This window comes from Mesorhizobium sp. P2_A8 (assembly GCF_056404935.1).
In genome coordinates, this window is sequence record NZ_JBFUDB010000009.1 from 36187 (window position 1) to 62640 (window position 26454).

Sequence of the window (26454 nt, forward strand, 5' to 3'; positions counted from 1 at the left end):
CGGGGGCACGTGGCAATTCAGATACAGAACCGTGGCGGCTCCCGTGCCGCCCCAACGGGCCTGTCCGCGCCCAGCCGGGCGCTGAGGTCGTGCGCCGCGGCGCTGGTTTGCGTTGCCCTGTTCTCAGGAATGATCAATCTGCTTGGCCTGACCGGCTCGCTCTACATGCTTCAGGTCTATGACCGCGTCCTGCCTTCGCATAGCATTCCAACCCTGACAGTGCTCTCGATCGCCATGGCGGGTCTTTATATCGCCTATGGTTTGCTTGATCTCCTGCGGCTCAGGCTCCTTGCACGGATCGGCAGGCGTTTCGATACAAGCCTGCAACCCGCTGTCTTTGCTCTCTCTGTCTCGCTCCCTCTCAGGTCCGGCCAGGAAGGCACACGGCTTCAGCCGATCGGCGATCTCGACCAGATACGCAGCTTCATCTCGGGATCGGGGCCGACAGCATTCTTCGATTTACCCTGGCTGCCCTTCTATCTGGTCGGCATCTTCTTCCTCCACCCGCTGCTTGGAGCGCTTGCGACAGGCGGCGCGATCGTGAGCGTGCTGCTGACGCTGGTTGCCGAAGGGCTAAGCCGGGGACCCGCCAAACGAGCGATGGAATCGTCCATTTCCCGCAGGCAGCTTTCCGACGCCGGGCGCCGGAATGCGGAGGTGGTCCGCGCGCTTGGCATGGGACCTCGTATCAGCCGTCTCTGGCAAGACCGGAGCGAAGCGTATCTTGCCAATCAGTTGCGCATTACCGACGTCGTCGGCGCCACCGGGACCGTGTCCCGTACGTGGCGGATGATTCTGCAATCGCTGATGCTCGGACTTGGCGCTTACCTGGTGATCGAAGGCGAGGCGTCGCCTGGCGTCATGATTGCGACGTCGATCATGCTTGCCAGGGCACTGTCGCCCGTCGATCTCGTCATTGCCAATTGGCGGCCATGGGTTTCTGCCAGACAGAGCTATGGCCGGCTCAAGCAGATGCTGCGCAATGCCGATGCACAAGAAGCGCCTCTGACGCTTCCGCGACCGCGGGAGACGCTGTCGGTCGAGGCCATTTCGGTCGGTGCTCCCGGCCAGCAAAAACCGATCATCCAGAATGTGGCGTTCTCCTTGCAGGCGGGAGCCGGGCTGGGCGTCATCGGAGCAAGCGCGTCAGGCAAGTCCACGCTGGCGCGCGCGCTCGTCGGCGCATGGACCCCGCTTCGCGGCACTGTGCGTCTCGATGCGGCCGCACTTGATCAATTTGATGAAGAAGCACTTGGACGCGACATCGGATACCTGCCGCAGGACATCGAGTTGTTCGAGGGTACAGTTGCCGAGAACATCAACCGTTTCAATGCCAATGCGAGCGCGGATGCCGTCGTTGCGGCGGCAGAAGCTGCCGGGGTCAAACAGATGATCCTCCGGCTGAGCGACGGCTTCCAGACGCGTATCGGCGAAGGCGGCTCCGCGCTGTCCGGAGGCCAGCGCCAGATGGTAGGTCTGGCGAGGGCATTGTATGGCGACCCGTTCCTCGTAGTACTGGACGAACCGAATTCCAATCTGGACGGCGAAGGCGACATCGCCTTGGGCACCGCCATAAGGGGCGTGCGCGATCGAGGTGGCATCATCGTCGTCATCGCGCATCGGCCCGCAGCTTTGGCGAATATCGATAACGTGCTGGTCATGGCCGGCGGAACGGTACAGGCGATGGGACCACGGGACGAAGTGCTGGCGAAGATGACGCGCCCGGCCAATGTGCGGCCTGAACAGAACCCGGGCGGCGAGCGTGTACCAACGGTCGTGACCTTGCATGACAGGCGGCCCTGATGACCCAGGCGGCAACGCACGCAGCAACCCTGCCCGCATTGCAACGCCCGTCGATGCGCGATGACGGAGTTCGATCGACCATTGGAACCGGCCTTGTCGTTGTCGCGGCACTTGTTGGCGGCATCGGCATCTGGGCCGGGACCACATCCCTTGCCGGTGCGGTCATCGCCAACGGAACGGTGGTGGTGGAATCGAATGTGAAGAAGGTGCAGGAGCAGACCGGCGGAACCGTCAGCGAAATCCTTGTGCGAAATGGCGACAAGGTTACGGCCGGCCAGATCCTGGTTCGCTTCGACGATACGGTGGCGCGCGCAAATCTCGGCATCGTCGGCCAACAGCTGGACCGCGCGCGGCTGCAAATGACCCGCCTGGAGGCAGAGACCATTGGCCGCGACGAGATGATCATCCCGGACGATCTGTCCGCCCGGGCCAGCGATCCCGCAATGGCGATCCTCATCGCGGGTGAAAACGCGCTGCATCAAAGCAACATGACGCTTCTGGAAAGCCAGAAGGCGCAGCTTGGAACCCGCAACGATCAATATCGCGAACAGATCGAAGGCCTCAAAGCCCAGCGCGCCGCAGCCCTGGAAGCTCTTGACCTGGCGACCAACGATCTCACCATTATCCAGGATCTCTACGCCAAGAGGTTCGCATCGTTGGACCGCCTGACCGCTTTGAAGACGCAGACGATCCAGCAAAAGGGCGAGGCTGGAAGGCTCCTGGCTGCGATCGCCGAAGTAGAAGGGCGCATCAGCGAGAACGCGCTGGCCAGGATCCAGCTCGACAACGACTTTCGCAAAAGCGCCAATGCCGACCTGCGCGAGGCCGAAGGCAAGGAGGCCGAACTGGTGGAGCGCAAGCAGGTGGCCATAGACCAGCTGGGCCATATGACGATAAAGGCCCCGCAATCAGGCGTGGTGCAGGAACTTGCGATCCACACGGTTGGCGGCGTTGTCGCATCTGGCGAGACCATGATGCTGATCGTGCCGCAGACGGACGATCTGGTGATCGATGCCCAGGTTCCGCCCTTGCGCATCGACGATGTCAGCCTTGGCCAGGCGGTCGTCATCCGCTTCTCGGCCTTCGACCGCAACACCACGCCGGAGTGTCATGGAACGGTGGATCGGATCTCCCCCGATCTGGTCAAGGACGCAGCCAACAAGACTGCCTATTACGAGGCCCGCATCAACATTACAGACGAGGCGACCTGCCTGAAAACGGCAACCCGGCTCATTCCGGGCATGCCTGCCGAATTGCATATCCAGACCGGTGACCGCACTGTCTGGTCTTATCTGATGAAACCCATCACCGATCAGCTCTCCCGGGCCTTCAGGGAATAATTGCCCCAAGATCGTTAGGCGCAGATTACCTCCAGTTCGGACCGACCCGCAGGCGTGTGCCCGTGAGCGGATTCTATCCCTGTCCTGTGAAGAGGGATTGACGTTTGCCCTGCGGCCGTTTTTCAAAGACGACAATGCTGTCATAGACACAGATCGAGTCTGTTGCATTGGTGAAGGCGTTCGGCGGCAAGGCGCCGCGCGTGTGATGCGCGTTGATCTCGTCGAGCTTTCCCTTGGCGAATTCCATGAACGATCCCGGCTTGCGCAGCCCGCCGCCATAGTCATCCCAATAGCTCGTATGCGTGTCCTCGACGAAGTAGACCCCGTTCGGCTGCACGTGATGATAGAGATGCTCGAATGTCGCGATGACGTGATCCATCATGTGGCTGCCATCATCGATGACGATGTCGATGGGGCCATATTTCCCGACGATCCGATCGAGAAGTTGAGGGTCGTCCTGACTCCCGATGAAGACCTCAACCCCTTCGGACTCGTGCGCCTTGCATGCAGGATCGATGTCTATTCCGACGATTCGCGCGCCCTCGCCAAAATAGGCACGCCACATCTCGAGCGATCCTCCCTTGTAGACGCCGATTTCAACGACGACCGGCCTTCGGTTTCGGAACCGTTCGAAGTGGCGTTCGTAGACGTCGAAATAGTGCAGCCACTTGTACATCTCCTTGCCGCTGTTGTTCAAAAAGTACTGATGCAGGAACCCGCCCATCATAGCCTCTTCATCAGCTTCGCAATTTGCCGCCGCCAGTTGCCCTTATTGTGACTGCCACCGCCTTTGCCGGCGAGGTTGGCTCTGAGCCGCGCAAACACGGGCTCCCATTCGTTTGCAACCAGGCAAAGCGCTTCGCCAAGATTTGCCTCGATCTCGGCAAACTTCATGTTTGCAAAGCGTTGGCCCGCGTCGACAATCCATGAACGATCATATCTGCCCTTGCCGAAGCCAGATATGACGGTGAGCCCGGTCCAGGGCGTGGCAATGGTGAACACGTCGAGGTCCGGCCGCAGCGTCTTGAGTGCCGGAACCAATTTCCAGACATCGCCGGTGTGGAATTGCGTTGTTGGCGGAACCTTTTGCGTCGCATCGTCCAGGGCGGCGGTGTCGTGCACGAGCAGAACCGAGCCGGCGTCGCAATAGCGTTCAAGGTTCGCGAAATCGCGCAGCACCTGGTCGAAGGTGTGCAAACCGTCGATGAATCCGACGCCGACCGGGCGGCCGGCAAGCAAGGCGTCCGCTCCACCGCGATCAAAGAAGGCGTCACTCGTCTCCGGAAAAATGTGCGTCTCCGCGCCGAGCACCACCGTCGCGCGTGGATTGGGATCGATGCCTATTGCAAGGGTTGGAGCCTTGATCTTGGAAAGCGATACGCCGTCAAAGACGCCTATCTCCACCACCACGGCGGGCTTCAGCTCTGCATAAAGGCGCTCCAGCCAGTCGTAGTAGAAGGGCCCCGACATCCGCATGCTGGCCAAGCCGGTATGGGCACCCACGCTATCGGCGGCAAGCGCCAGTGCGTTGCGGTATTGACTATCAGCCGCTTCGTTCTCGCCGATGGCACGGTGCGCATCACCCATGGCCGTGAAATAGGCGGCATCCCGATGCTGATTGTACCGCGAAAGAACGCCGGCGGCCAAAAGCACGCGCGACGTTGCCAGCTCGGCGGGTGCATGGCTGCTTGCCATGCGGGCGACGTCTGCCGCCGCCTTGTAATTCCCGCGCTCCAACTCGACCTTGGCCAACTCGACAAGCACCGCGGCTGCCTGGTTGGTCGGCGCGGGTTCTTCCGACGGTTTCAATTGCGCCCTGAAGCCCGCGGCCGTGGCTGGCCCGGCGCCGTGTGGAGACACAATCAGGGCGCGGGCAAGGTGCGGCGCAAGCGCTGGAGGCAGCGATCCCACGAAAGCCGAGGGGGCGTGAAAGCTAAAGTCCTCGCGACCCCTCAACGCGTCCCTTTCGGCCTTCCAGAGGAGCCAGTGTTTGGGCTGCTCGACGGTTGCGTTGGTGGCGACACCTCCATGCAACTGGTGAAATGTAGCCTCGCCAAGCGTGAGGATGAGCTTTGCCCGCGGCATCTCCATCGCACGTTCCAGCGTGTCGATGTTGACGAAGCCGCCTCCCGGATAGGTGAAGCGCTCATCCATGCCGCCGATCGTCTGCCAGCTCTCCCGGCTCATGAACAGGGCATTGGCTTCGGATATCGGGGTGAACCACGGATCGACCGACGACTCGTCCGTCGTCCCGATCTCGAACAGCCGATACCCATCTTCCGGCCATCGGATCGATTGCAAAAGCGAATCCTCGATGGCCTTCGTATAGCCATTGCTACGGGCATTCACCTGGGTGTCGCTGCCAAGATACCAGCCAGGCGCGGCCACGACTGCCGTCGGAGCCATGCCCAGGCCGATGCGAGCGAAATGCACCAACCCGGGCGTCACGATCCGCGCGCCGTCGATCATCACGCCGATCTTGTCCCCCCTCGCCTCCTTGATCCCGCGGTTGACGGCAGCAGCGGGCGAGGGTGACGCGTCGTCGATGCGCAACAGCCGAAAGTTCGGCCCATAGTCCGCAACCAAACCCTCGCCAACGGCCGGTGATGATCCGTTGTCGATGACGATGACCTCGTAATCGTCCGCCGTCACGCCTTGCTGATAAGGCGATGCGAGCGAAAGCAAGGTTCGCGGCAGTTCTCGGGGAATGTTGTAGGCGACAACGACGACGGACAGGTAGTTCGTTTTCATCGCGCTTCCGTGGCTCAGTTGTCAGCCATTGGCTTCTGCCACCAACCGCCTGTCCAGTCTATCTCGTGGAGCTCGGCTTTGATGCCGTTGCGCGCGCGGTAGTCCTCGACCGCTTGCCGGCATGGAGGAAGCGCAAGGTCGTCGATGATCGCGAATCCGCCGGGCGACAGCCGAGGATAGAGCGCATCGAGGCTGTCCGTCGTCGACTCATACATGTCGCCGTCCAGTCGAATCAGGGCGAATGGACCGGCTTTCAGGCCAGGCAAGGTGTCTCCAAACAGGCCTTTGACGAAGACCACCTGGTCGTCCAAGAGGTCATAGGCGGCAAAGTTGGATTCGACCTGTGCCTGATCGATCGCCAACTGCCGGAACTCGTGCAGCGTGTCACCCCGATCAGCCGGAAAATTCTCGGGGTCCGGCGGTGGCAAACCGTCGAATGAGTCCGCAACGTAGACCTTCCTGTCCTTGATCCCGTTGGCGGCAAGCACACCTCTCATGAGAATACAGCAGCCGCCGCGCCAGACGCCGGTTTCAATGAAATCCCCGGGCACGTTCTCATCGATGGCGCGCTGGACGAGATCGCGCACATTCGTCAGACGCCTGATGCCCGCCATCGAATGAGCAACCGTCGGCCAATCGCGACCCACGAGGCGATCCTCGCGCTTGAAAGGGGTCGACTCTCCCATTTTCGAGGGATCCATCACCTGCGAACCAGAGCCGTAGATTGTATTGGCGATGATCTTGATCAGAAGATCTGTATAGAGGCGGTTCATCGTCGACCTTTCAAGGCATCACCGGTTCCGTATCGAAATACGCTGTTGCGGATATCCAGCCGAAGTGCAACAGGATTTGCACGATCCAGCCCAGCCGCGCGATGCAGGCGAGCTGCAACTAATTGTCCAACGGAGTCCCCTGAATGCTAACCGCCAATCAAGCGATGGGCATGATCGAGACGCTCGACACTGCTGTTTTCCAAGTCAATAGCGGAAGCACGCTCAGTGACCAAACAAGTTTCCTGCGCGTGCAGAACTTCGCCCGATCGATGCTCGGCCGCTACGTCTACCTCGAGGTTGGCTCGGATATCGGCGGCAGCCTGTTACCGCACCTGATCGATCCGACCTGTGAGGCGGCGATATCGGTCGATCTGCGTCCAGCGACCCAGCCCGACGAACGTGCCGAGGTTTTTCACTACCCCGACAACACCGCGGCCCGGATGATCGCCCTGCTGTCGGACAGGCTTCCGCCCGCCGCATTGGCCAAACTGACCACCATTGATAGCGACGTCTCCGCTGTACCTCCGGAGTCGATCGGGCCCAAGGCAACGCTCGCGCTTATCGACGCAGAGCACACGAACACGGCCTGTTTTTCGGACTTTGTCGGCGTCCTGTCGCTTATGAAACCGGACTGCATCGTTTCCTTCCACGACGCCAACCTGATCGCGGACGCGATTGTCAATGCGGAGCGCTTTCTCGATCGTCTCGGCATCACGCACGAGACGGTGTTCCTTCCAGACACCGTGGCCGTGATAGGCCTCGGCAGGCTGGCATCCGCGGTCCGGGATCAGCTCCAGCCTCACGCGTTGGACCGGGAGACTTCCCTGGACCGATGGCAACGGCAGCTATGGTCTCACATAGCCAGCGTGCACTCGCGCCAAAATGATGCCGAGCTGGAGCATCTGCGCTCGGACAATTCGCGCTTGGTCGAGGAGATTGAACGTACGCGAGAGGCGTGCCGGGACGCGCAAGCTCGCCTGGACGCCATGTTGTCGAGCACGACGTGGCGTGCATCTACCCCGGTCAGGGCGGTGGTCGATCGTATCAAACGTGGCTTTGCACGCTGATTGGCGGGAGACCGCTTCAGCCTTTTGAAAGGGAGATGTGGTTCTTCTCATGAGCTGGAAGCGCAAGTGGCGCACTGGCGAAGACAAGGCGACAGAGGCGGGCGAATGGATATCTTTGGCATCAAGTCGCTGTTGATCTGCGCGCTGATCTTCATTCCGTTCGAACATCTGTTTGCCGAGCGGCCGCAGAAGATCTTCCGCAAGGGCTTGGCTGTCGATCTGATTTATGTGCTGTTCAACGGCTTCATCATAAAGGCAGCCATCATCATGATGGCGGCCAGTGCCCTCGGCGCCGCTGCAATCCTTGTCCCGCAATCGATAACCCAGGCCGTCAGTGGTCAGCCCATATGGCTGCAGGTTGCCGAAATCATCCTGATCACAGACATCGGCGTCTATTGGACGCATAGGGCCTTCCACGAAATCCCTGCGCTCTGGAAGTTCCATGCAGTTCATCACGGCATTGACGAACTGGACTGGCTCGGGGCTTTCCATTCCCATCCGATCGACGCCATCCTCACGAAGGCAATATCGCTGACACCGATCTTTTTCCTTGGCTTCTCCGAAGCCTCGATCGCCGTCTTTTCGGGCATCTACTTCTGGCACACGCTGCTTGTTCATTCGAATGTGCGGATTTCGTTTGGACCCTTGAAATGGCTGGTCGCCAGCCCGCAATTCCATCGCTGGCACCATGCCAACCAGCGCGAAGCCTACGACAAGAACTTCGCCGGTCAGTTGCCTCTGCTGGACGTGGTGTTCGGCACCTACAATGCCACCGGCAACAAGGTGCCGGAGAAGTACGGCGTCGATGATCCGATCCCCTCTACCTACTTTGGTCAGACCGGCTATCCGCTGCTGCGCAGGAAGCTGTCGAACCGAACAGCGCCGAGCACCGAAGCCTGATGGCCAACATCGACGGGCACCTGGGTCATTCCTGAGAACGCAATACGCGGCGCTTCATACCAACCTGCTTTCGGCAGGTCGCAAGACGCCGCACAGCTGGAAGGCTTTTTGCACCGAATCGGCTAAGCCTTGAGGCATGAACGAGACCTCACTCTATGCGCCGGTGAAGCGGTTCCTCGAAACCCTCGACTTTGTCGTCAAGGGCGAGATCGGCGGCTGCGACATCGTCGCGCTGCGCGACGGAGAGCCGCCCATCGTCGTCATCTGCGAGCTGAAGCTGCAGTTCAATCTTGAACTGGTGCTGCAAGGTGTCGATCGCGCGACGGCCTGCGACGAGGTGTGGCTGGCCGCGCGCCTGTCGGCCCGGGGCAAGGGACGCGAAGGCGATGCGCGGTTTCGCAATCTCTGCCGCCGGCTTGGCTTCGGCCTGCTTGGCGTTACCGCCAATGACCGGGTCGAGGTGCTTCTCAGCCCGATCGCCGTGGCGCCGCGCAAGAATACGCACCGTCGCTCTCGCCTGGTCGACGAGCACCAGCGCCGTCGCGGCGATCCTGTCGCGGGAGGAGGATCGCGCAATCCGATCATGACCGCCTATCGCCAGAGCGCCCTCGCCTGCGCCGCCGCCATGGTGGATGGACCCAAGCGCCCGCGCGATCTGAAGGCGCTGACGCCGATCGCGCCGAAAATTCTGCGGCACAATGTCTATGGCTGGTTCGCGCGCGTCGACCGCGGCCTCTATGATCTCACGGATGCCGGCCGCGCCTCGCTGGTCCGTTGGCCGCAGGCATCGCACGATGAATCTCGACACGTAATGTTGAACGCTCCGGCCATCTAATTGAGGATGCATGCCGGGTCCGAGGTGATCCCCTTGGTTGATTTCTCCGACAAAATATGCTGCTTCTCCCGCCCATGAAGAAGCTCTGCATGACCGCCCTGGCGTCCGTGACACTGAGTTTTCCAGCCAACGCAATGGACAGTGCATTGCGTGCCGGGTTGTTGAAACTCGATCCCCAAACCCGGCTCGAACAGCGTTGCGACGCCGAAGTGCTCGACCGGATCACCCACGACGATCGCAAGTTCAAGGCCGATCGCGTCGTCGCCTACGCCTTCGCGACACCCGAGATGGGCGCTGATGCAATCAGGAGCCCGGGTGCCGCATTTCGCAGCAAGGGGCAATGGTACCGGCTGAAATTCAAGTGTCAGACGGCGCCGGATCATATGGAAGTCTTGCAGCTCCGCTATCGGATCGGCGACGAGATTCCGGAAGCCGATTGGGCAAAGTACAATCTCTACGACTGATTTTTGATCGGCAGTGGTGGTTTTGCCCGGCTGCAGGCGAGCGCCGCCGATCCTCAATCCGGCTTCGGCGCAAAGATGGTTCGGGCACGTCGTAACGAGTGATCCCTTGACGTCAAGGGACCACCAAGTTAGGGCCGTCTGGATAATCGACGAACACTCGGCAAATCAGCAAGGGCTTCCGGTCGATGGACATTTTCAGCGCTGCCAGCCTGACCGCCCTGCTCCAGGTCATCGCCATCGACCTCGTGCTCGCGGGAGACAATGCGATCGTCATCGGGCTGGCTGCCGCCGGCCTGCCGACCGAACAGCGCAAGAAGGCGATCCTCATCGGTGTGCTGGCGGCAACGGTGCTACGCATCGGCTTTGCCGCGGTTACCGTCAAGCTCCTGGCGATCGTCGGCCTGCTGCTGGCCGGCGGTATCTTGCTGCTGTGGGTCTGCTGGAAGATGTACCGCGAGCTGCGCACGTCCCATGCCGACGAGCTGGAAGCGACCGAAGCGCTGTCGAACTCCGATCTCGACAGCGACAAGATGGTGGCCGGCAAGACGAAACGTAAGACGCTCGGCCAGGCAGCGTTGCAGATCGTCGTCGCTGACGTGTCGATGTCGCTCGACAACGTGCTGGCCGTCGCGGGTGCTGCGCGCGATCATTTCCCGGTGCTGGTCATCGGCCTGGTGTTGTCGATTGCACTGATGGGGCTCGCGGCGACTTTCATTGCCAAGCTGCTGCATCGCCACCGCTGGATCGCCTATATCGGTCTGCTGATCATTCTCTATGTGGCGGTGGACATGGTCTATCGTGGCGCAGTGGAAGTCTGGCCGCATGTAAACGGCGCGGTCGGCTGAGGCCCCCCTCCTGCCGCTTCTTCGATCCGGAAAAGTATGTTCCGCAGCGCAATCGCCGTGCGTTTTGCCGCATCGAAGGCGTGCCCATACCAATGCCGCAATAAGTGTGGTACTGCGCCGGCAATCCTGAAAAGCCCGGAAACGCTATATGTCCGCTCCTCGCGTGAGTTTTGTCAGTCTTGGATGCCCGAAGGCCCTTGTGGATTCGGAACGCATCATCACGCGCCTGCGCGCCGAGGGCTACGAGATAGCACGCAAGCATGACGGCGCCGACCTGGTCGTGGTCAACACCTGCGGCTTTCTCGATTCCGCCCGCGACGAGTCGCTCAACGCCATCGGTTCCGCGCTTTCGGAAAACGGCAGGGTCATCGTCACCGGCTGCCTTGGTGCCGAGCCGGACGTCATTCGCGAGAGGCACCCCAATGTGCTGGCGATCACCGGGCCGCAGGCCTATGAGAGCGTGATGGCTGCCGTTCACGAAGCGGCGCCACCGTCGCACGATCCCTATATCGACCTGCTGCCGCCACAAGGCGTCAAGCTGACCCCGCGCCACTACGCCTATCTCAAGATTTCCGAAGGCTGCAACAACCGGTGCACCTTCTGCATCATTCCAGCACTTCGTGGCGACCTCGTCTCGCGCCCCGCGGCCGATGTGCTGCGCGAGGCCGAGAAACTGGCCAAGGCCGGCGTCAAGGAGATCCTCGTCATCTCGCAGGACACCAGCGCCTACGGCATCGACATCAAGTACCAGACCAGCATGTTCGGCGATCGCGAAGTGCGGGCGAAATTCCTCGATCTTTCCGAGGAACTGGGCAAGCTCGGCATCTGGGTGCGCATGCACTATGTCTACCCCTATCCGCATGTCGCGGACGTGATCCCGCTGATGGCCGAGGGCAAGATCCTTCCCTATCTCGACATTCCGTTCCAGCACGCCTCGCCGCAGGTGCTGAAGAACATGCGCCGGCCCGCCCATGGCGAAAAGACGCTCGAACGCATTCGCGGCTGGCGCGAGGTCTGCCCGGATCTGGCCATTCGCTCGACGTTCATCGTCGGCTTCCCCGGCGAGACGGACGAGGATTTCGAAATGCTGCTCGACTGGCTGGACGAGGCCAGGATCGATCGCGCCGGCTGCTTCAAATACGAGCCGGTGCGTGGCGCCCGCTCCAACGACCTCGGTCTCGAACAGGTTCCGCAGGAGATCAAGGAAGCGCGCTGGCATCGCTTCATGCAGCGCCAGCAGAAGATCTCGGCGACGCAACTGGCCAAGAAGGTCGGCAAGCGCCTGCCGGTGCTGATCGATGAAGCGCATGGCACATCGGCAAAAGGCCGCACCAAATACGATGCGCCCGAAATCGACGGCTCGGTGCACATCCAGTCGCGCCGTCCGCTGCGTGCCGGCGACATCGTCACCGTCAAGATCGACCGCGCCGATGCCTATGACCTCTACGGCTCGGCGGTCTGACGCTCCGCGCATTTACTACATTCAGCAATAGTTCGGCCTTTTAACCCACTCCGCCACGATCCGCAGTATGGCTTCCCGACCGGGAATGCGGAAAATTCGGATGGACGTCAGCCCCGCCAGGCAGGACTACATCGCCACGCTGGACCTGCTCAGGCTGGCTGCGGCGCTGGCTGTCGTGCTCTTTCACTATTTCTTTCGTGGTGCGGCCGCCGAAGGCTTTCTCTCGGAGGGATATCCGCTTGCCGCACCGATCGCCATCCATGGCTATCTCGGCGTCAATCTGTTCTTTCTGATCAGCGGCTTCGTCATTGCCTGGTCTGCGGAAAACCGCAGCTGGGACCAGTTCGCGATGGCGCGTTTCGTTCGCCTCTATCCGGGCTTCCTGTTCTGCATGACGATCACTTTCGCGATCGTCATCCTTTCCGGCACACCGCTGCTTCCGGCCTCTTTTGTCCAATATGCCGCCAATCTGTCGATGTTCGCGCCGGCCTTCGGCCAGCCTTTCATGGATGGCGTCTACTGGTCGATCGTTCTTGAACTGGTTTTCTACGGTTGGGTGACGCTGGCCCTGTTCACCGGGCTCTTCCAGAGACGCAAGCTGGAGCTGATCTTCATCTGGCTGGCGATCTCGGCTTTCAACGAATTCTTCCTCGGCAGCGGCGCGGCAAGGTTGCTGTTCATCACCGAGTTCGGGCCGTTCTTCGCCGCCGGCGTGCTGGTCCACCACCTCCATGCGCATGGCCGTTCCCTGCCCGCCTTGCTGCTGCTTGCAGCCGCGTTCCTGATCTCATGCGGCACGCTATCCGTGACGCAGCACTGGATGCTGGACCACTACGGCCTTGCTGTTTCGTCGGCCAATCTCGTCGTCGCCAATGTCGTCATGCATGGCGCGCTCATCGGCGCGGTGCTGTTGCGCCATCGTGTCCAGTCATCGGCCCTCACCCTGGCTCTCGGCGGGCTGACCTATCCGCTCTATCTGCTGCACCAGAACATCGGCTATCTCGCCATCAATGCCGCAGCTCCTCTGGTCGGCAAATGGCTTGCTGCCTTTGGCTGCATCGCACTCATGCTCATTGTTTCGTGGGCGATCTGGCGCTGCTGCGAACAACCGGCGCAGCGGCTGCTCAGGATTTGGCTCGGCCGCGCGGTCGATGTCGGCAGCTCGGCGAGATTTCGCCGCACCCAAGCCGGGACGCAAGCCGCCGAATGAAAAAGGGCGCCACACGGCGCCCTTTTCTTTTTGGTATCCTGTGCCGTTTACTGCGGCAGCTTGTCGTCGACACCCTTCACATAGAAATTCATGCCGAGCAGCGTGCCGTCATCGGCGACCTCGCCATCCTTCAGCCACGGCGTACCGTCCTGCTTGGCGATCGGTCCGGTGAAGGGATTCCAGCCGCCGGCGATCTTCTTTGCGGTGGCTTCGGCCATCGCCTTCACGTCGTCGGGCATGTTGGTGTAGGGCGCGAGCTTGACCGCGCCGTCCTTGATGCCAAGCCAGACATTGTCCGGCTTCCAGGTGCCGTCGAGGGCAGCCTGGACCCGGCTGATGTAGTACGGCCCCCATTCGTCGGTAAGCGAGGTCAGCTGCGCGTTCGGCGCGAACTTGATCATGTCGGAGGACTGGCCGAAGCCGTGCAGCTTGCGCTCTTCCGCCACCTGCAGGGCGGCGGTCGAATCGGTGTGCTGGACGATGATGTCGGCGCCCTGGTCGAACAACGCCTTGGCGGCGTCGGCTTCCTTGCCCGGATCGAACCACGAGTTCACCCAGACGATCTTGGCCTTGAAGTTCGGGTTGATCGACTGCGCGCCGAGCATGAAGGAATTGATGCCCATCACCACTTCGGGGATCGGGAAGGAAACGATGTAACCGGCGACGCCGGCCTTCGATTCCTTGGCGGCGATCTGGCCGAGCACATAGCGGCCTTCATAGAAACGCGCGTTGTAGATGCCGAGATTGTCACCGGTCTTGTAGCCGGTTGCGTGCTCGAACATCACCTTGGGGAATTTCTTGGCCACCTTCACTTCCGGGTCCATGAAGCCAAAGGAGGTGCCGAAGATGATCTTGCAGCCTTCGCGCGCCAAGCGCTCGAAAGCGCGGTCGGCATCGGGGCCCTCGGAGACGTTTTCGAGATAGGCGGTTTCGACCTTGTCGCCGAGCGCCTTCTCCACCTCGAGACGGCCCTGATCGTGCTGGTAGGAATAGCCGAAATCGCCGATCGGGCCGGTGTAGACCCAACAGGCTTTCAATTTGTCGGCTGCCTCTGCGGACGCCGCCAGCGACAATGCCGCTGTCGTGGTCATCAGGGCAATAAGCAGTTTTTTCATTGTGTTACCTCTCTGTGTTAAGCCTTGGAGCTTCCCGTTTGTTTTTATTGTCAACGATCCGGAACGAATGGCTGCCCCAAGGAAGCCGGCGTGTTCATCATCGTCAGACGCTTGTTGCGCGAGATTAGAACGAGAACCACGACGGTTGCCAGATAGGGTAGCGAAGAAAGAAACTGTGAAGGCACTGGAATGCCAAAAGCCTGTGCATGAAGCTGGCCGATCCACACCGCGCCGAAGATGTAGGCGCCGGCCAGCACCCGCCATGGCCGCCACGACGCGAACACCACCAGCGCCAGCGCGATCCAGCCGCGGCCAGCGCTCATGTTCTCGACCCATTGCGGCGTGTAGACCAGCGACAGATGGCCGCCGGCGAGACCGGCACAGGCGCCGCCGAAGATCACCGCGAGATAGCGGTAGCGGATCACCTGGATGCCCAGTGCATGGGCTGACGAATGGCTGTCGCCGATCGAGCGCAGCGTCAGTCCGGTCCGGGTCTTAAACAGGAACCACATCACGGCGGCGGTCAGGGCGATCGAGATGTAGAAGATAGGGTCCTGACCGAACAGCAATCTGCCAATGACAGGGATCGAAGTCAGGCCGGGGATGTCGAGGTTGGGCAGCCTTTCGCCGGGCTGGCCGACAAAGCTCGTCCCCATCATGCCGGAGAGGCCGAGGCCGAGCAGGGTCAGCGACAGGCCGGTCGCCACCTGGTTGGTGGCCAGCGACAGCGTCATCACGGCAAACAGCAGCGAGAAAACCGCGCCCATGGCGATTGCCGCCAACAAGCCGATCCAGGGTGATCCTGTGAGATAGCTGGCGCCGAAGCCGCCGACGGCGCCCATGATCATCATGCCCTCGACGCCGAGATTGAGCACGCCGGAGCGCTCGACCACCAGTTCGCCGATCGCCGCGATCAACAGCGGCGTTGCCGCGGTGGCTATGGTCAGAAGGATGTTTATGGTGATGTCCATCAACGGGCTTCCTTCAACTTTGGCGCGGCTTCGAGTTTCGCGGCACCTTCCGGTTTGGTCAGTGCCAGGCCAATCAGGCGGATGCGGTAGTGAATGAGCGTGTCGCAGCCGAGCACGAAGAACAGCAGCATGCCCTGGAACACCCGCGCCACCTTGTCGGAGATGCCGAGCGCGCTTTGCACCGCCTCACCGCCGAGATAGGTCAGCGCCAGCACCAGGCCGGCGGCAACGATGCCGAGCGGGTTGAGGCGGCCAAGGAACGCCACGATGATGGCGGTGAAGCCGTAGCCGGGCGAAATGACGGGCTGCAGCTGGCCGATGGCGCCGGAGACTTCCGAGATGCCGGCAAGGCCTGCCAAGGCACCCGACAGCAGGAAGGCGAAGAACACCATGCGGTTGAGGCCGAAGCCGGCGAAACGCCCTGCCCGCGGGCTTGAGCCCAGCACGCGAACTTCAAAACCCTTCAGCATCCGGCTCATCAGGATCCAGACCAGCACGGCGGCGACCAGCGCGAACACAAAACCCCAGTTTGCCCGCCCGGCATCCGGCAGCAGCTCCGGCAGCACGGCCGAGTCGTTGAACTGAATCGTTTGCGGGAAACCATGACCCTGCGGATCGCGCCACGGTCCGCGCACCAGCCAGTCGAGGAAAAGCTGGGCGACATAGACCAGCATCAGGCTGGTCAGGATCTCGTTGGTGCCGAAGCGCGTCTTGAGCAGAGCAGGGATCGCCGCATAGGCGGCACCGCCAACCATGCCGAGCAACAGCATCAGCGGCAACACAAGCGGACCTTCGAACTGCGGAAACAGCACCGGAATGATCGAACCGGCGATGCCGCCCAGGATGAACTGGCCTTCGGCGCCAATGTTCCAGATGTTGGCCTTGTAGCAGACCGACAGGCCGACAGCGATCAGGATGAGCGGCGCCGCCTTGATCGCCAATTCATGCAGCTGCCAGACCTGGCTCACCGGCTCGATGAAGTAGATCCGGAACGCGGTCAACGGATTGACGCCGAGCAGCGCGAACATGATGGCGCCCGCGATGATCGTCAGCGCGAAGGCGATGAATGGCGACAGGGCCGAGAACAGCGCGGAGCGCTGCGGGCGTTTGACGAGTTCGAGGCGCATCATGCCGTCTCCAGCGTGTGTTCGGCGTGGCCGGGTTCAGCGCCGCCCATCAGCAAGCCGACCTTCTCGAAGGTCGCCTCGGCGATCGGCAGCGGCCTGGACAGCTCGCCATTGTGCATGACCGCGATCGCATCCGATATCTCGAACAGCTCGTCGAGATCCTGGCTGATCACCAGCACCGCCGATCCGCTGCGCGACAATTCGATCAGGGCCTGCCGGATGTGGGCGGCAGCGCCCGCGTCGACGCCCCAGGTCGGCTGGTTGACCACCATGACGCTTGGCCGGCGGTCGAGTTCACGGCCGACGATGAATTTCTGCAGATTGCCGCCGGAAAGTGCCGCGGCCTCCGGATCGGGCGCGCTCTTGCGCACGTCCATCGCCTCAATGATGCGTTGGGCGGCGGCGTAGATGGCGCCGCTCTTGACCATTCCGCCGGAGCCGACAAACGCCTTGCCGTCAGTGGCATGGCGCGACAGCAGCAGGTTTTCGGAAAGCTTCATGCGCGGCGCGGCACCGTGGCCGAGGCGTTCTTCCGGCACGAAGGCGGCGCCCAGCAAGCGGCGTCCGGTGATGGTGAGGCCGCCCGCATCCTTGCCGCGAATGCGCACGGAAGCGGCATCCTGCTGCAACACCTCGCCGGAGACGGATTCGAAGAACTCTCCCTGGCCGTTGCCGGCGACACCCGCGATGCCAATCACCTCGCCGGCGCGGACGTTCAGGCTGATGTTCTTGAGCGGTATAGAGAACGGCGTTGCCGGTTTGCGGCTGAGGTTGCGGATTTCGAGAAGCGGCTGCGCCTTGTCGATCCCCTCGACCGGCGCACGCACCACGGCCTGGACCTCGTTGCCGACCATCATGCGGGCCAGCGAAGAGGCTGTTTCCTCGCGCGGATTGCAGTGGCCGACCACCTTGCCATGTCGCAACACGGTGGCGCGGTCGCAGATGCGTTTGACCTCTTCAAGCCGGTGCGAAATGTAGAGGATGGATTTGCCTTCCGAGCGCAGACGCTCCAGCGTCTCGAACAGCTTGTCGGCCTCCTGGGGCGTCAGCACCGAGGTCGGCTCGTCCAAAATGATGAGCTGCGGTGTCTGCAGCAGGCAGCGGATGATCTCGATGCGCTGGCGCTCGCCGACCGACAGGTCGCCGACCATCGATTCAGGATCGAGGGGCAGGCCGTAGCTGTAGGAAAGCGCTCTCGCCTTCGCCGCGATGCTGCTGATCGGCGAACCGTCATCCAGCGACAGCGCGATGTTCTCGGCCGCGGTCAGCGCCTCGAACAGCGAGAAGTGCTGGAACACCATGCCGATGCCGAGCTTTTTGGCGAAGCCCGGGCTGGAAATCCTGACCGCCTGGCCGTTCCAGAAGATCTCGCCGGAATTGGGCTCCAGAGAGCCGAACAGCATCTTGACCAGCGTCGACTTGCCGGCGCCGTTTTCGCCAAGCAGAGCGTGGATTTCACCCCTGGCGATGTCGAGATCGATATGATCGCACGCGGTCAGCGTACCGAATATCTTGGTGAGGCCACGGACCTCGAGCAGGTTCGTACCGTCCTGATTTGCACTCACAGTGCCTCCCATCTGGTTAGCCAGATATGTTCTGTGTTCCCGCAAGCATGGTAGGCGCGGCCTGCTCCCATCGGAAAGCGGCACGCGTCTTGAAAGAGCTTCAAGAATTTCAGCGGAAATTCAAGGGATAGCAAGGCAGAAGGGACGAAGCTGTGTTGAGATGCAGGTCAGGCCGAGCCGAAAATGCTGGTTTCCGAGCACCGGAGCGGAGCGCATTTGAAGTACGTGAGCACCGGAAGCGCAGGAAGCCGCCATTTGCAGGCCGGTGTCACCTGAATCTCAACATAGTCTAAGGGATGAGAATGGTCGTCCCTGTTGTCCTGCGGCCTTCAAGGTCGGAATGCGCCTTGCCGACGTCCTTGAGCGCATAGCGCTGATTGATCTTGACCTTGACGGCGCCACTGAGCACGACCTCGAACAAGGCGGCTGCTGAGGCGTCGAGGTCCTCGCGTTTTGCATTGTAGACGAACAAGGTCGGCCTTGTGGCGAACAGGGAGCCCTTCTGGGCCAGCAACGACATGCTGAACGGTGGGATAGGTCCCGAGGACTGGCCGAAGCTGACGAACATGCCGAGCGGCCTCAGGCAGTCGAGCGAAGCCGGAAACGTGTCGTTGCCGACCGAATCGTAGACGACGTCGCATTTGCGGCCGCCAGTGATCGCGGCGACGCCCGCGACGAAATCCTGTTCCTTGTAGTTGATGACATGATCGAAGCCATGCTCCTTGGCGAGCTCGATCTTGTCGGTCGAGCTGGCGGTGCCGATGACGGTCGCGCCGAGATGTTTAGCCCATTGCCCGAGAATAAGCCCGACGCCGCCGGCGGCAGCATGAAACAGGATCGTGTCGCCTGCTTTCACTTTGAAAGTTCGGCGCAGCAGGTATTCGGCGGTCATGCCTTTCAGCATCATCGCGGCCGCCTGTTCGTCGCTTATGCCGTCCGGAATCTTCACCACCCTGTCGGCGGCAATGACGCGTTGTTCGGCATAGGCGCCGACATTCGTCGAATAGGCGACCCGGTCGCCCGGCTTCAGCCAGTCGACGCCCTGGCCAACCTCCAGCACGACGCCGGCAGCCTCGCTGCCTGGGATCAGCGGAAATCCGCCAGGCGGCGGATAAAGGCCCGTGCGGTGATAGACGTCGATGAAATTGAGGCCGATCGCCGTATGCCGGATCAGGATCTGCCCCGATCCCGGCTTGCCGGGATCGGTGTCCTCATAGGTCAGAACTTCTGGGCCACCATGGGCGTGGATGCGGATCGCTTTGGACATGATTGGGCTTCCTCAAGGAGTGGCTGATCAGGCCTTTTTGGCACCGAGATTTGGAAAGAACTGCATGATGCCACCGATACAGGCAAGATAGAGCCCGGTGATGGTGATGCCGATCTTGGTGAAAGTGCTGACCTGCTCGCCCAGCACGCCGATCTGGTCGTAGAAGGCAGCGAGTGCCGCCTGCGCCAGGGCAAGCGCGCCGAAAGCGCACCACAAAAGGGTCATCGCCAGATTGATGCGCCGCAGCCGCACCACCCGCACCGGATGGATGAAATTGATCGGCACGAAAGTCAGAATACCGGCCACCACCACCACCGCGAACGAAACCCACTGTCCCGGTTCGATGACGAACAGCGTGAACACCACCATGTTCCAGACCACGGGGAATCCCTTGAAGAAATTCTCCTTCGTCTTCATGCCGGTGTCGGCATAATAGATGGCGCTGGAGACGACGATGATCGCCGCCGACAGGAATGACAGTCCCTCGCCCATGAAGCCGCGCTGGTAAAGCGCGAAGGCCGGGATCAACACGTAGGTCACGTAGTCGATGATGTTGTCGAGCAGTTCGCCCGACCAGGTCGGCAGGATCTCCTTCACCTCCAGCTTTCTGGCGATCGGCCCATCGATGCCGTCGACGAACAGTGCCAGGCCGAGCCACCAGAACATCGCGGTCCAGCGCTGTTCGCTCGCCGCCACCAGCGACAGGAAGGCCAGGAACGAGCCCGAGGCCGTCAGCAGATGGACGGAGAACGCCCTCGCCTGCGGCCAGGTGACTTTCTTCTTCGGTCGCGGAATGCGATCAGTCAACTTCTTGGCGGTAATCTTCCTGGCCGATGTGTTCTTGCTCACGGGCCCCGCCAATCCAGCTTGCAGATTTCGGCCGAACGGCCGGCAAAATTCCAATTGCGACCGAAAGCCCGCATCTTGCTCTTGTCGGACCGCGCGACGATGATCTCGGGCGCGATCCAGTACTCCGAATTGCTGATCACCGTATCCTTGTCGCGATCCTTGCCGGGGATCGGTGTCACCGCACCGTCGATGATCTTCGGTATCTGGAAAATGCGTGTCTTGTCACGCGTCTCATAGGTGATCGGCACTTGTTCGACGCCGAGGAACTTGCCGACAAGGATGGAGAGCAACGATGTGGTTCCGCCCGCCTTGCCGGTGAAAATCTTCGTCAGCGCCTTGACCGCGTAGACCGAGGCGCGCTTGTCGATGAACAGGCCCGCGGTCCAGTTGCCGCGGCTCATGTAACCGGGGATTTCCATGATCAACCCGAGATTGAGACCCGACAGGTCGACGTCGCTGAAATGGCCGGCATCGATGCGAAACCCCGCCCAGGTCTGGCAATAGCCTTCGGTCGGCGGATGATTGCCGAGGGAGAGCACGCAAGGGCAAAAAACCGTGCAATTGCAGGAGAGTACGAGCTCTCCATTCATCGCCCAGCTCGGATCTGCCATCGATTTTCCCCCACTCATAGCGAGACTACTAGCAGCGCCGCTGCCCAGACAAGCAGTATCGCACCGGCCAGTCGGGTTGGAACCCTGCTTGCCGTTTGTTTTTCTATCAGGGTGAACAGCCCGATCAACGCCATCCAGAAGACGTTCATCACCCCGATGGCGAACATCACCAGCATCAACGCCCAGCAGCAGCCGAGGCACCACACCCCTTGCACGATGCCGAGCCGGAAGACGCGGACAGGCCTCGTGCTCCAGTTCGCGAACAGGATGGAGAACGGGTTCCTGCATTTCTTCAGACAGGCTTCCTTCATGCCGCTGAACTGGTACAGGCCCGCAATCAGCAGGGCGAGCGCGCCGGCAATGCCGATGACCGGGTCGAGCAAAGCACCGGACGAGGTGGATGCATGGGCGCCCAGGGTCAGCGCCGCGAACATCGCCGAGGCGGCGAGCCAGACGCTGAGGTAGCCGGCAACCAGCACCAGCGGATGGACGACCGGCTCGCCCTTGATTCGAGCTGTGTCGGCGATCTCGCAATAGGTGCGGATCATCGGCGCGGCCGAGGGCAGCATGGTCGCGATCGCCATCAGGAACCACATCAAAACCAGCGCGCCGGTTTGTTGACCGAGACTTCCGTCCAGCGGCGCCGGCGAAAGGCAGAGCGCGAAGAACCGCTCCAGGAAGTCCGGCAACGGCAGTCGCGGCAGGTCGCGCAGGAGAGCGTCGCCGGGGGCGCTGGCGCCGGCAATCCGCCCTTCGGCGCTGCGGACCGCCATCGCGGCGAGGAACAGCCAGGCAAGCAGGATACAAGCGCCGACAACGACATTTACCGTGACGCGAGGATTACGCGCGATGTTCGCCATGGCGCGGCCGGCGCGGTCGAGATGGCTGAAGTCGTCGTGCTGGCCGGTCATGACATTCGAATGGGCCGAATCGCCGCGTTGATCAAGCGGCATGAATTGACCTATATGCTGATCGACTGGCAGGTCGGGTGGGCTGCCTCGCATAGCAAGCCGGAAGCCGATCTTGGAGCATCAGAAAACTGCGCGGATACTGGTTGCTGGCACGGGGCCGGCAGGGTTGATCGCGGCGCTCGCTTTCGCCGATGCCGGTTTCCCGGTGACGCTCGTCGGGCCCGAAGCTTCTGCCCCCGACGGCCGCACGACGGCCTTGATGAACCCTGCCTTGCAGGTGCTTGCGCGGCTGGGCGTGCTCGAAGCCATCAGGCCCAAGGCAGCGCCGTTAAAGGTGATGCGCATCGTCGACGCGACCAGCCGGCTGATCCGCAGCCCCGTCGTCACCTTTCGCGCCAGCGAGATCGACGAGGACCAGTTCGGGCTGAACCTGCCCAACAGCGTCCTCAATCCGGCGCTTGCCGGCACTGTGGCCGCCCATGCCGGCATCGAATGGCGACGGGCGATGGTGGCGAGTTGGCATCTCGATGCCGAGTATGTCCGCGCCGTCCTGACCGACGGCAGCAAAGTGGATGCTTCCCTGGCGGTCGCCGCCGACGGCCGGCTGTCGCCGGCGCGCCAGGCGGCAGGCATCTCGACCTCCGCCCGCTCCTACCCGCAGGCGGCTTTTGTCGTCAATTTCCGTCACAGTGGCGACCACGCCTTCACCTCGACCGAATTCCACACCGAGACCGGTCCGTTCACGCAGGTCCCGCTGCCCGGCAATCGCTCAAGCCTTGTCTGGGTGGTGAAGCCCGAGACCGCAACGGAACTCGCCGCATTGGACGATGCAACGCTTTCGCTGCGGGTCGAACGGCAGATGCAGTCGATGCTGGGCCGGGTGACGGTCGAGCCGGGCCGGCAGATCTACCCGCTGTCGGCGGTGACGCCGCTGCGTTTCGCGCGCGAGCGTGTGGCGCTCGTCGGCGAAGCCGCCCACGTGTTTCCGCCGATCGGCGCGCAAGGCCTCAATCTCGGTATCAGGGATATCGACGATCTCGTTGGTATTGCTGGTGAAAACCGTACAGATCCCGGCGCTGCCAAGGCCCTTGCAGCCTACGATTTCAAGCGCCGCCCCGATATTCTGGCGCGCAGCAGCGCGGTCAATCTGCTCAACATGTCGCTGCTTTCCGACATGCTGCCGGCCCAGATGGCCCGTGTTGCCGGGCTCGGCGTGCTCGGCGGCTTCGCGCCGCTTCGCGCCTTTTTCATGCGCGAGGGGCTTCGTCCCGGCAGCGGCTTCGCGGCGCTGGCCGGCGGCCTGCGAAGGCCAGCGCGCTGACAGCGATCTTCCGGACATTCCGACAGTCTGCGTCATCGACGATCGTCGACATCAGCCGCATGCGGCAAAACCTTTGCGCCACATCCCGCGTAGCTTCAGGGCGTTCAGGCGCTTCGGGATTGAATTGACGCGCAGTCTGCGCCAGATAAAGCTAAGGAATTCAGTGGTGAGTACGATGAAAACAGCCAAATTCGCAATCGGACAGGTGGTTCGACACCGGCTGTTTCCCTTCAGGGGCATCATTTTCGACGTCGATCCGCAATTCGCCAACACCGACGAATGGTACGAAGCCATCCCCGCCGACGTGCGGCCGCGCAAGGACCAGCCTTTCTATCATCTGCTCGCCGAGAATTCGGAAACCGAGTACATCGCCTATGTCTCCGAGCAGAATTTGCTCGAGGATCAGTCGGGTGAACCGGTCCGGCATCCGCAGATCAAAGAGATGTTCGACAAGAGGCCGGACGGGCGCTACGAGCCGAAACGGCAGTCCAGGCACTAACCGACCAAGCGACCGGCGCAAAAAAAGCGGGGCATGACCCCGCTTTTTTATGACCCGACAAATATCGGCCGATCAGTTGGCTGTCTTCGCCTTGTCCTGCTCTTCCTTGAGCTTCTTGGCGAAATCCTGGTTGTTCTTGGCGACAAAATCCTGAAGCTTCTTCTGCCGGTCTTCGATGTCGGACTGCTGCAGCGGCGGGCCGTCATAGGCGCCGCTGAAGCCCTGCAGGGCAACCTTGATCGGATTGGGCTGGTTCTGGAAATTGACCGAGGTCAGCGTGATCGCCTGGCCTTTCTTGAACGAGGCGACGAGCTGGTCGGTCAGCGGCACTTCGGCCACGCAACGATCCGGGAAGCAGATGACGTAATCAAGCTTCACGGCCTTGCCGGTATCGATCTGCAGGCCAATGCCGGGAGGCACCAGACGACCGGTCGGGACCGTTACCTGGAACACCTTGCGGTTCACCTTGCCCTTCAGCTCGATCAGGCTGACGCCGGTGATCAGCTGGCCGTTGCCGGCCGTGGTGATGTTCTGGACGTTGCAGATGTCGACGTCTTCCTGCTTGGTGCAGGCCTTGAACCAGCCTTGCGGAATCTGCTGTTGCTGCTGAGCGGAAGCAGCGGGAAGTCCTGCGCCCAGAAAGCCGACCACGCCAGCGGCCATGACCGACAGGCGGTACGCGTTGCTGTTCAGGCTCGTCATGTCGTGCATTTCCTCTCAAATGATCCCAGGACCGGCTTCTTCGTGCCGTGCGGTCCAGCTACCTGTTGCCGAAATGAGGCAACAGGATGACTTCGGACGGCGTGTTACACTGCAAGCGATGTCGAATCCAGCCCGCCACTTGTAATTCTTGATGACGCCGTTGGCCGGCGCACAGCTGCCTCATGCTAGGGTGCGCACCGAATCATCAAGCCGACCCAGTAAGGAGACGGTCATGGGCCGCGTTCTTGTTTGGCTGATCACCGCGATATCATTTCTCGCCCTTTCGCATCAGCCGGCCGCCTCGGAGCCGAAGCACGCCATCGCCATGCAGGGCGAACCGGCGCTGCCGCCCGACTACACGCATTTCGACTATGTCAATCCGGATGCGCCGAAGGGTGGCACGATCACCTATTGCGTCGTCGGCAGTTTCGACAACCTCAATCCCTTCATCCTCAAGAGCCTGCGCACGACGGCGCGCGGCATGATGGACCAAAACTACGGCAATCTCGTCTTCGAGCCGCTGATGCAGCGCAACTACGATGAGCCTTTCAGCCTGTACGGCTTGCTTGCCGACACCGCAGACATGGATCCCGAGCGCAAGAGCATCGAATTCCATCTCAACCCGAAAGCCAGATGGTCGGACGGTGAGCCGGTGACGCCGGAGGATGTGCTGTTCACCTATGATGTCTACACCGACAAGGGTCGCCCGCCCTACAGCGCGCGGATGAGCCTGATCGCCAAGCTGGAAAAGACCGGCGACCACAGTGTCCGTTTCACCTTCAACGACAAGGCCAATCGTGAGACGCCCTTGATCATTGCGCTGACGCCGATCCTGCCGAAACATGCCTTCAACAAGGAGACCTTCGACAAGACGACGCTGAAGCCGCTGATCGGCAGCGGGCCTTACACCGTTGCGCAGGTACAGCCTGGACAACGCATCGTCTTCAAGCGCAACCCGGACTATTGGGGCAAGGACGTCCCCGCCAAGCGCGGTTTCGACAATTACGACCAGATCACGATCGAGTACTTCCTCAACGCCAACGCCAAGCTCGAAGCGTTCAAGAAAGGCCTTTGCGCCATCGACGACGACAGCGATCCGGTCAAGCGAGAGCGCGATCTCGATTTTCCGGCCTTCCACAAGGGTGACGTGGTCGCCGAAACCTTCGACACCGGCATTCCGCCCGTGGTGACCGGTTTCCTGTTCAACATGCGGCTGCAGAAATTCGCCAACCCGGTGGTGCGGCGTGCACTCGGCATGCTCTACGACTTCGAATGGGCCAACAAGAACCTGTTCGGCGGCAAATATGCGCGCGCGATGAGTTACTGGCAGAATTCCGAGCTTTCCGCGCTCGGCCATCCGGCCGACGACAGGGAAAGAGCACTTTTGGCGCCCTACCCCGGCCGCGTGCCGGCCGACGTCATGGACGGCACGTACCGGCCACCGGTCACCGATGGTTCAGGGCAGGATCGCAAAGTGCTGAAAGCGGCCTTCGATCTCTTGAAAAGCATCGGTTATCACGTGCAGGACGGGACAATGCTCGATGCCGACGGCAAACCCTTCGGCTTTGAGATTCTGGTCGCTTCGCAGGACGAGGAGCGTCTTGCCGGCATCTACCAGCGCACGCTGGAGAAGATCGGCATCGATGTGACAATTCGCAGTCTCGACGGCGACCAGATCCAATCGCGCAAGCAGCGCTTCGACTTCGAGGCTCTGATTGGATCAAGCGGCTTCAACAACTCGTTGTCGCCCGGTATCGAGCAGCTTGGACGCTGGGGATCCGAAGCGGCCAAGGCCGAAGGCTCGTTCAACCTCGCCGGGGTCGCCGATCCGGCGGTGGACGCGGCGATCGACGCGATGCTGCGAGCCCGGTCGAAAGAAGATTACGTCGCCGCAGTCCGCGTTCTCGACCGGTTGCTGATCTCCGGCAATTACATGGTGCCGACGCAGTACAACACGCAGCAATGGATTGCCTACTGGAACTATCTGGAACATCCGCAAAAGACGCCCATATTTGGGTATCAACTGCCAAGCTGGTGGCGCAAGCCGAACTGAAGATTCAGGAGAT

The 26454-nt window shown here is 61.5% G+C and carries 24 protein-coding genes; 12 read left to right on the top strand and 12 right to left on the bottom strand.

Annotated elements, in window-relative coordinates; genetic code table 11:
- The first annotated feature begins 9 nt into the window (after positions 1–9).
- Both AC1D10_RS25290 and AC1D10_RS25295 read left to right on the top strand, forming a co-directional pair.
- On the top strand, positions 10–1803 hold the full coding sequence (locus AC1D10_RS25290; protein WP_477276720.1) for a type I secretion system permease/ATPase: 1794 nt from the start codon (positions 10–12) through the stop codon (positions 1801–1803).
- Positions 1803–3143 (top strand): HlyD family type I secretion periplasmic adaptor subunit, encoded by a 1341-nt coding sequence (locus AC1D10_RS25295; RefSeq protein WP_477276722.1) that lies wholly within the window; start codon positions 1803–1805, stop codon positions 3141–3143. The genes AC1D10_RS25290 and AC1D10_RS25295 overlap by 1 nt, the downstream gene beginning before the upstream one ends.
- Before the next feature lie 73 nt (positions 3144–3216).
- On the opposite strand, the gene AC1D10_RS25300 is transcribed toward AC1D10_RS25295, so the two are convergent.
- The 3 genes from AC1D10_RS25300 to AC1D10_RS25310 are packed head-to-tail and all read right to left on the bottom strand — an operon-like array spanning position 3217 to position 6595.
- Positions 3217–3867 (bottom strand): class I SAM-dependent methyltransferase, encoded by a 651-nt coding sequence (locus tag AC1D10_RS25300; protein ID WP_477276724.1) that lies wholly within the window; start codon positions 3865–3867, stop codon positions 3217–3219.
- Positions 3867–5894, bottom strand: coding sequence for a glycosyltransferase (locus AC1D10_RS25305; protein ID WP_477276726.1), 2028 nt, complete (start codon positions 5892–5894; stop codon positions 3867–3869). Before AC1D10_RS25305 ends, AC1D10_RS25300 begins: the two co-directional genes overlap by 1 nt.
- A gap of 14 nt (positions 5895–5908) precedes the next feature.
- Positions 5909–6595, bottom strand: a complete 687-nt coding sequence (locus tag AC1D10_RS25310) for a TylF/MycF/NovP-related O-methyltransferase (RefSeq protein WP_477277372.1) — start codon at positions 6593–6595, stop codon at positions 5909–5911.
- 215 nt (positions 6596–6810) lie between these two features.
- Between AC1D10_RS25310 and AC1D10_RS25315 the strand changes: the two genes are divergently transcribed.
- The 7 genes from AC1D10_RS25315 to AC1D10_RS25345 all read left to right on the top strand — a co-directional run bounded on the left by AC1D10_RS25315 (position 6811) and on the right by AC1D10_RS25345 (position 13450).
- Positions 6811–7734 (top strand): hypothetical protein, encoded by a 924-nt coding sequence (locus tag AC1D10_RS25315; RefSeq protein WP_477276728.1) that lies wholly within the window; start codon positions 6811–6813, stop codon positions 7732–7734.
- A gap of 105 nt (positions 7735–7839) precedes the next feature.
- On the top strand, positions 7840–8634 hold the full coding sequence (locus AC1D10_RS25320) for a sterol desaturase family protein (protein WP_477276730.1): 795 nt from the start codon (positions 7840–7842) through the stop codon (positions 8632–8634).
- 136 nt (positions 8635–8770) lie between these two features.
- On the top strand, positions 8771–9469 hold the full coding sequence (locus AC1D10_RS25325; protein ID WP_477276732.1) for a DUF2161 domain-containing phosphodiesterase: 699 nt from the start codon (positions 8771–8773) through the stop codon (positions 9467–9469).
- A gap of 56 nt (positions 9470–9525) precedes the next feature.
- On the top strand, positions 9526–9933 hold the full coding sequence (locus tag AC1D10_RS25330) for a DUF930 domain-containing protein (RefSeq protein ID WP_379098008.1): 408 nt from the start codon (positions 9526–9528) through the stop codon (positions 9931–9933).
- 185 nt (positions 9934–10118) lie between these two features.
- Positions 10119–10778 carry a TerC family protein gene (locus AC1D10_RS25335; RefSeq protein ID WP_379098011.1) on the top strand — a complete coding sequence of 220 codons (660 nt, stop codon included), beginning with the start codon at positions 10119–10121 and terminating at the stop codon, positions 10776–10778.
- A 148-nt stretch (positions 10779–10926) separates the two neighbouring features.
- A complete protein-coding gene (gene rimO / locus AC1D10_RS25340) occupies positions 10927–12240 on the top strand; it encodes a 30S ribosomal protein S12 methylthiotransferase RimO (protein ID WP_477276735.1) in 1314 nt (437 codons plus the stop codon).
- 100 nt (positions 12241–12340) lie between these two features.
- Positions 12341–13450, top strand: a complete 1110-nt coding sequence (locus tag AC1D10_RS25345; protein ID WP_477276737.1) for an acyltransferase family protein — start codon at positions 12341–12343, stop codon at positions 13448–13450.
- Between the two features lie 47 nt (positions 13451–13497).
- Here AC1D10_RS25345 and AC1D10_RS25350 read toward each other — a convergent pair whose 3' ends face one another.
- The 8 genes from AC1D10_RS25350 to AC1D10_RS25385 form a co-directional block, all read right to left on the bottom strand.
- Positions 13498–14565: a BMP family ABC transporter substrate-binding protein gene (locus tag AC1D10_RS25350; RefSeq protein WP_477276739.1), complete on the bottom strand. Its 1068-nt coding sequence runs from the start codon at positions 14563–14565 to the stop codon at positions 13498–13500.
- 50 nt (positions 14566–14615) lie between these two features.
- The gene (locus AC1D10_RS25355) at positions 14616–15536 is read right to left on the bottom strand and encodes an ABC transporter permease (RefSeq protein ID WP_477276741.1); all 921 of its coding nucleotides are present in this window, start codon (positions 15534–15536) and stop codon (positions 14616–14618) included.
- Positions 15536–16666, bottom strand: coding sequence for an ABC transporter permease (locus AC1D10_RS25360; protein WP_477276743.1), 1131 nt, complete (start codon positions 16664–16666; stop codon positions 15536–15538). Before AC1D10_RS25360 ends, AC1D10_RS25355 begins: the two co-directional genes overlap by 1 nt.
- A complete protein-coding gene (locus AC1D10_RS25365; protein WP_477276745.1) occupies positions 16663–18240 on the bottom strand; it encodes an ABC transporter ATP-binding protein in 1578 nt (525 codons plus the stop codon). Before AC1D10_RS25365 ends, AC1D10_RS25360 begins: the two co-directional genes overlap by 4 nt.
- Before the next feature lie 277 nt (positions 18241–18517).
- A complete protein-coding gene (locus AC1D10_RS25370) occupies positions 18518–19495 on the bottom strand; it encodes a quinone oxidoreductase family protein (protein ID WP_477276747.1) in 978 nt (325 codons plus the stop codon).
- A 27-nt stretch (positions 19496–19522) separates the two neighbouring features.
- Positions 19523–20344, bottom strand: coding sequence for a phosphatidylcholine synthase (pcsA, locus tag AC1D10_RS25375; RefSeq protein WP_477276749.1), 822 nt, complete (start codon positions 20342–20344; stop codon positions 19523–19525).
- Positions 20341–20955 (bottom strand): DUF1326 domain-containing protein, encoded by a 615-nt coding sequence (locus tag AC1D10_RS25380; RefSeq protein WP_477276751.1) that lies wholly within the window; start codon positions 20953–20955, stop codon positions 20341–20343. Before AC1D10_RS25380 ends, pcsA begins: the two co-directional genes overlap by 4 nt.
- Positions 20956–20969: 14 nt before the next feature.
- A complete protein-coding gene (locus tag AC1D10_RS25385) occupies positions 20970–21908 on the bottom strand; it encodes a DUF2182 domain-containing protein (protein ID WP_477276753.1) in 939 nt (312 codons plus the stop codon).
- A gap of 70 nt (positions 21909–21978) precedes the next feature.
- Here AC1D10_RS25385 and AC1D10_RS25390 point away from each other — a divergent pair, with 70 nt between their 5' ends.
- A complete protein-coding gene (locus AC1D10_RS25390; RefSeq protein ID WP_477276755.1) occupies positions 21979–23187 on the top strand; it encodes a UbiH/UbiF family hydroxylase in 1209 nt (402 codons plus the stop codon).
- 175 nt (positions 23188–23362) lie between these two features.
- A complete protein-coding gene (gene hspQ / locus AC1D10_RS25395; protein WP_167392389.1) occupies positions 23363–23686 on the top strand; it encodes a heat shock protein HspQ in 324 nt (107 codons plus the stop codon).
- Positions 23687–23758: 72 nt separating this feature from the next.
- Here the strand turns inward: hspQ and AC1D10_RS25400 are convergent, their stop codons facing one another.
- Entirely contained in the window at positions 23759–24388 is a 630-nt protein-coding gene (locus tag AC1D10_RS25400; protein WP_477276758.1) for an invasion associated locus B family protein, read from the bottom strand.
- A 232-nt stretch (positions 24389–24620) separates the two neighbouring features.
- On the opposite strand from AC1D10_RS25400, the gene AC1D10_RS25405 reads away from it, so the two are divergent.
- The gene (locus AC1D10_RS25405; protein ID WP_477276760.1) at positions 24621–26441 is read left to right on the top strand and encodes an extracellular solute-binding protein; all 1821 of its coding nucleotides are present in this window, start codon (positions 24621–24623) and stop codon (positions 26439–26441) included.
- Positions 26442–26454: the final 13 nt, after the last annotated feature.

Coding starts and splice junctions, on each gene's coding strand:
- AC1D10_RS25295 (WP_477276722.1), top strand. CDS start 1,803: ATGACCCAGGCGGCAACGCACGCAGCAACCCTGCCCGCATTGCAACGC.
- AC1D10_RS25300 (WP_477276724.1), bottom strand. CDS start 3,867: ATGGGCGGGTTCCTGCATCAGTACTTTTTGAACAACAGCGGCAAGGAG.
- AC1D10_RS25305 (WP_477276726.1), bottom strand. CDS start 5,894: ATGAAAACGAACTACCTGTCCGTCGTCGTTGTCGCCTACAACATTCCC.
- AC1D10_RS25310 (WP_477277372.1), bottom strand. CDS start 6,595: ATGGATCCCTCGAAAATGGGAGAGTCGACCCCTTTCAAGCGCGAGGAT.
- AC1D10_RS25315 (WP_477276728.1), top strand. CDS start 6,811: ATGCTAACCGCCAATCAAGCGATGGGCATGATCGAGACGCTCGACACT.
- AC1D10_RS25320 (WP_477276730.1), top strand. CDS start 7,840: ATGGATATCTTTGGCATCAAGTCGCTGTTGATCTGCGCGCTGATCTTC.
- AC1D10_RS25325 (WP_477276732.1), top strand. CDS start 8,771: ATGAACGAGACCTCACTCTATGCGCCGGTGAAGCGGTTCCTCGAAACC.
- AC1D10_RS25330 (WP_379098008.1), top strand. CDS start 9,526: ATGCTGCTTCTCCCGCCCATGAAGAAGCTCTGCATGACCGCCCTGGCG.
- AC1D10_RS25335 (WP_379098011.1), top strand. CDS start 10,119: ATGGACATTTTCAGCGCTGCCAGCCTGACCGCCCTGCTCCAGGTCATC.
- rimO (WP_477276735.1), top strand. CDS start 10,927: ATGTCCGCTCCTCGCGTGAGTTTTGTCAGTCTTGGATGCCCGAAGGCC.
- AC1D10_RS25345 (WP_477276737.1), top strand. CDS start 12,341: ATGGACGTCAGCCCCGCCAGGCAGGACTACATCGCCACGCTGGACCTG.
- AC1D10_RS25350 (WP_477276739.1), bottom strand. CDS start 14,565: ATGAAAAAACTGCTTATTGCCCTGATGACCACGACAGCGGCATTGTCG.
- AC1D10_RS25355 (WP_477276741.1), bottom strand. CDS start 15,536: ATGGACATCACCATAAACATCCTTCTGACCATAGCCACCGCGGCAACG.
- AC1D10_RS25360 (WP_477276743.1), bottom strand. CDS start 16,666: ATGATGCGCCTCGAACTCGTCAAACGCCCGCAGCGCTCCGCGCTGTTC.
- AC1D10_RS25365 (WP_477276745.1), bottom strand. CDS start 18,240: ATGGGAGGCACTGTGAGTGCAAATCAGGACGGTACGAACCTGCTCGAG.
- AC1D10_RS25370 (WP_477276747.1), bottom strand. CDS start 19,495: ATGTCCAAAGCGATCCGCATCCACGCCCATGGTGGCCCAGAAGTTCTG.
- AC1D10_RS25380 (WP_477276751.1), bottom strand. CDS start 20,955: ATGGCAGATCCGAGCTGGGCGATGAATGGAGAGCTCGTACTCTCCTGC.
- AC1D10_RS25385 (WP_477276753.1), bottom strand. CDS start 21,908: ATGCCGCTTGATCAACGCGGCGATTCGGCCCATTCGAATGTCATGACC.
- hspQ (WP_167392389.1), top strand. CDS start 23,363: ATGAAAACAGCCAAATTCGCAATCGGACAGGTGGTTCGACACCGGCTG.
- AC1D10_RS25400 (WP_477276758.1), bottom strand. CDS start 24,388: ATGACGAGCCTGAACAGCAACGCGTACCGCCTGTCGGTCATGGCCGCT.
- AC1D10_RS25405 (WP_477276760.1), top strand. CDS start 24,621: ATGGGCCGCGTTCTTGTTTGGCTGATCACCGCGATATCATTTCTCGCC.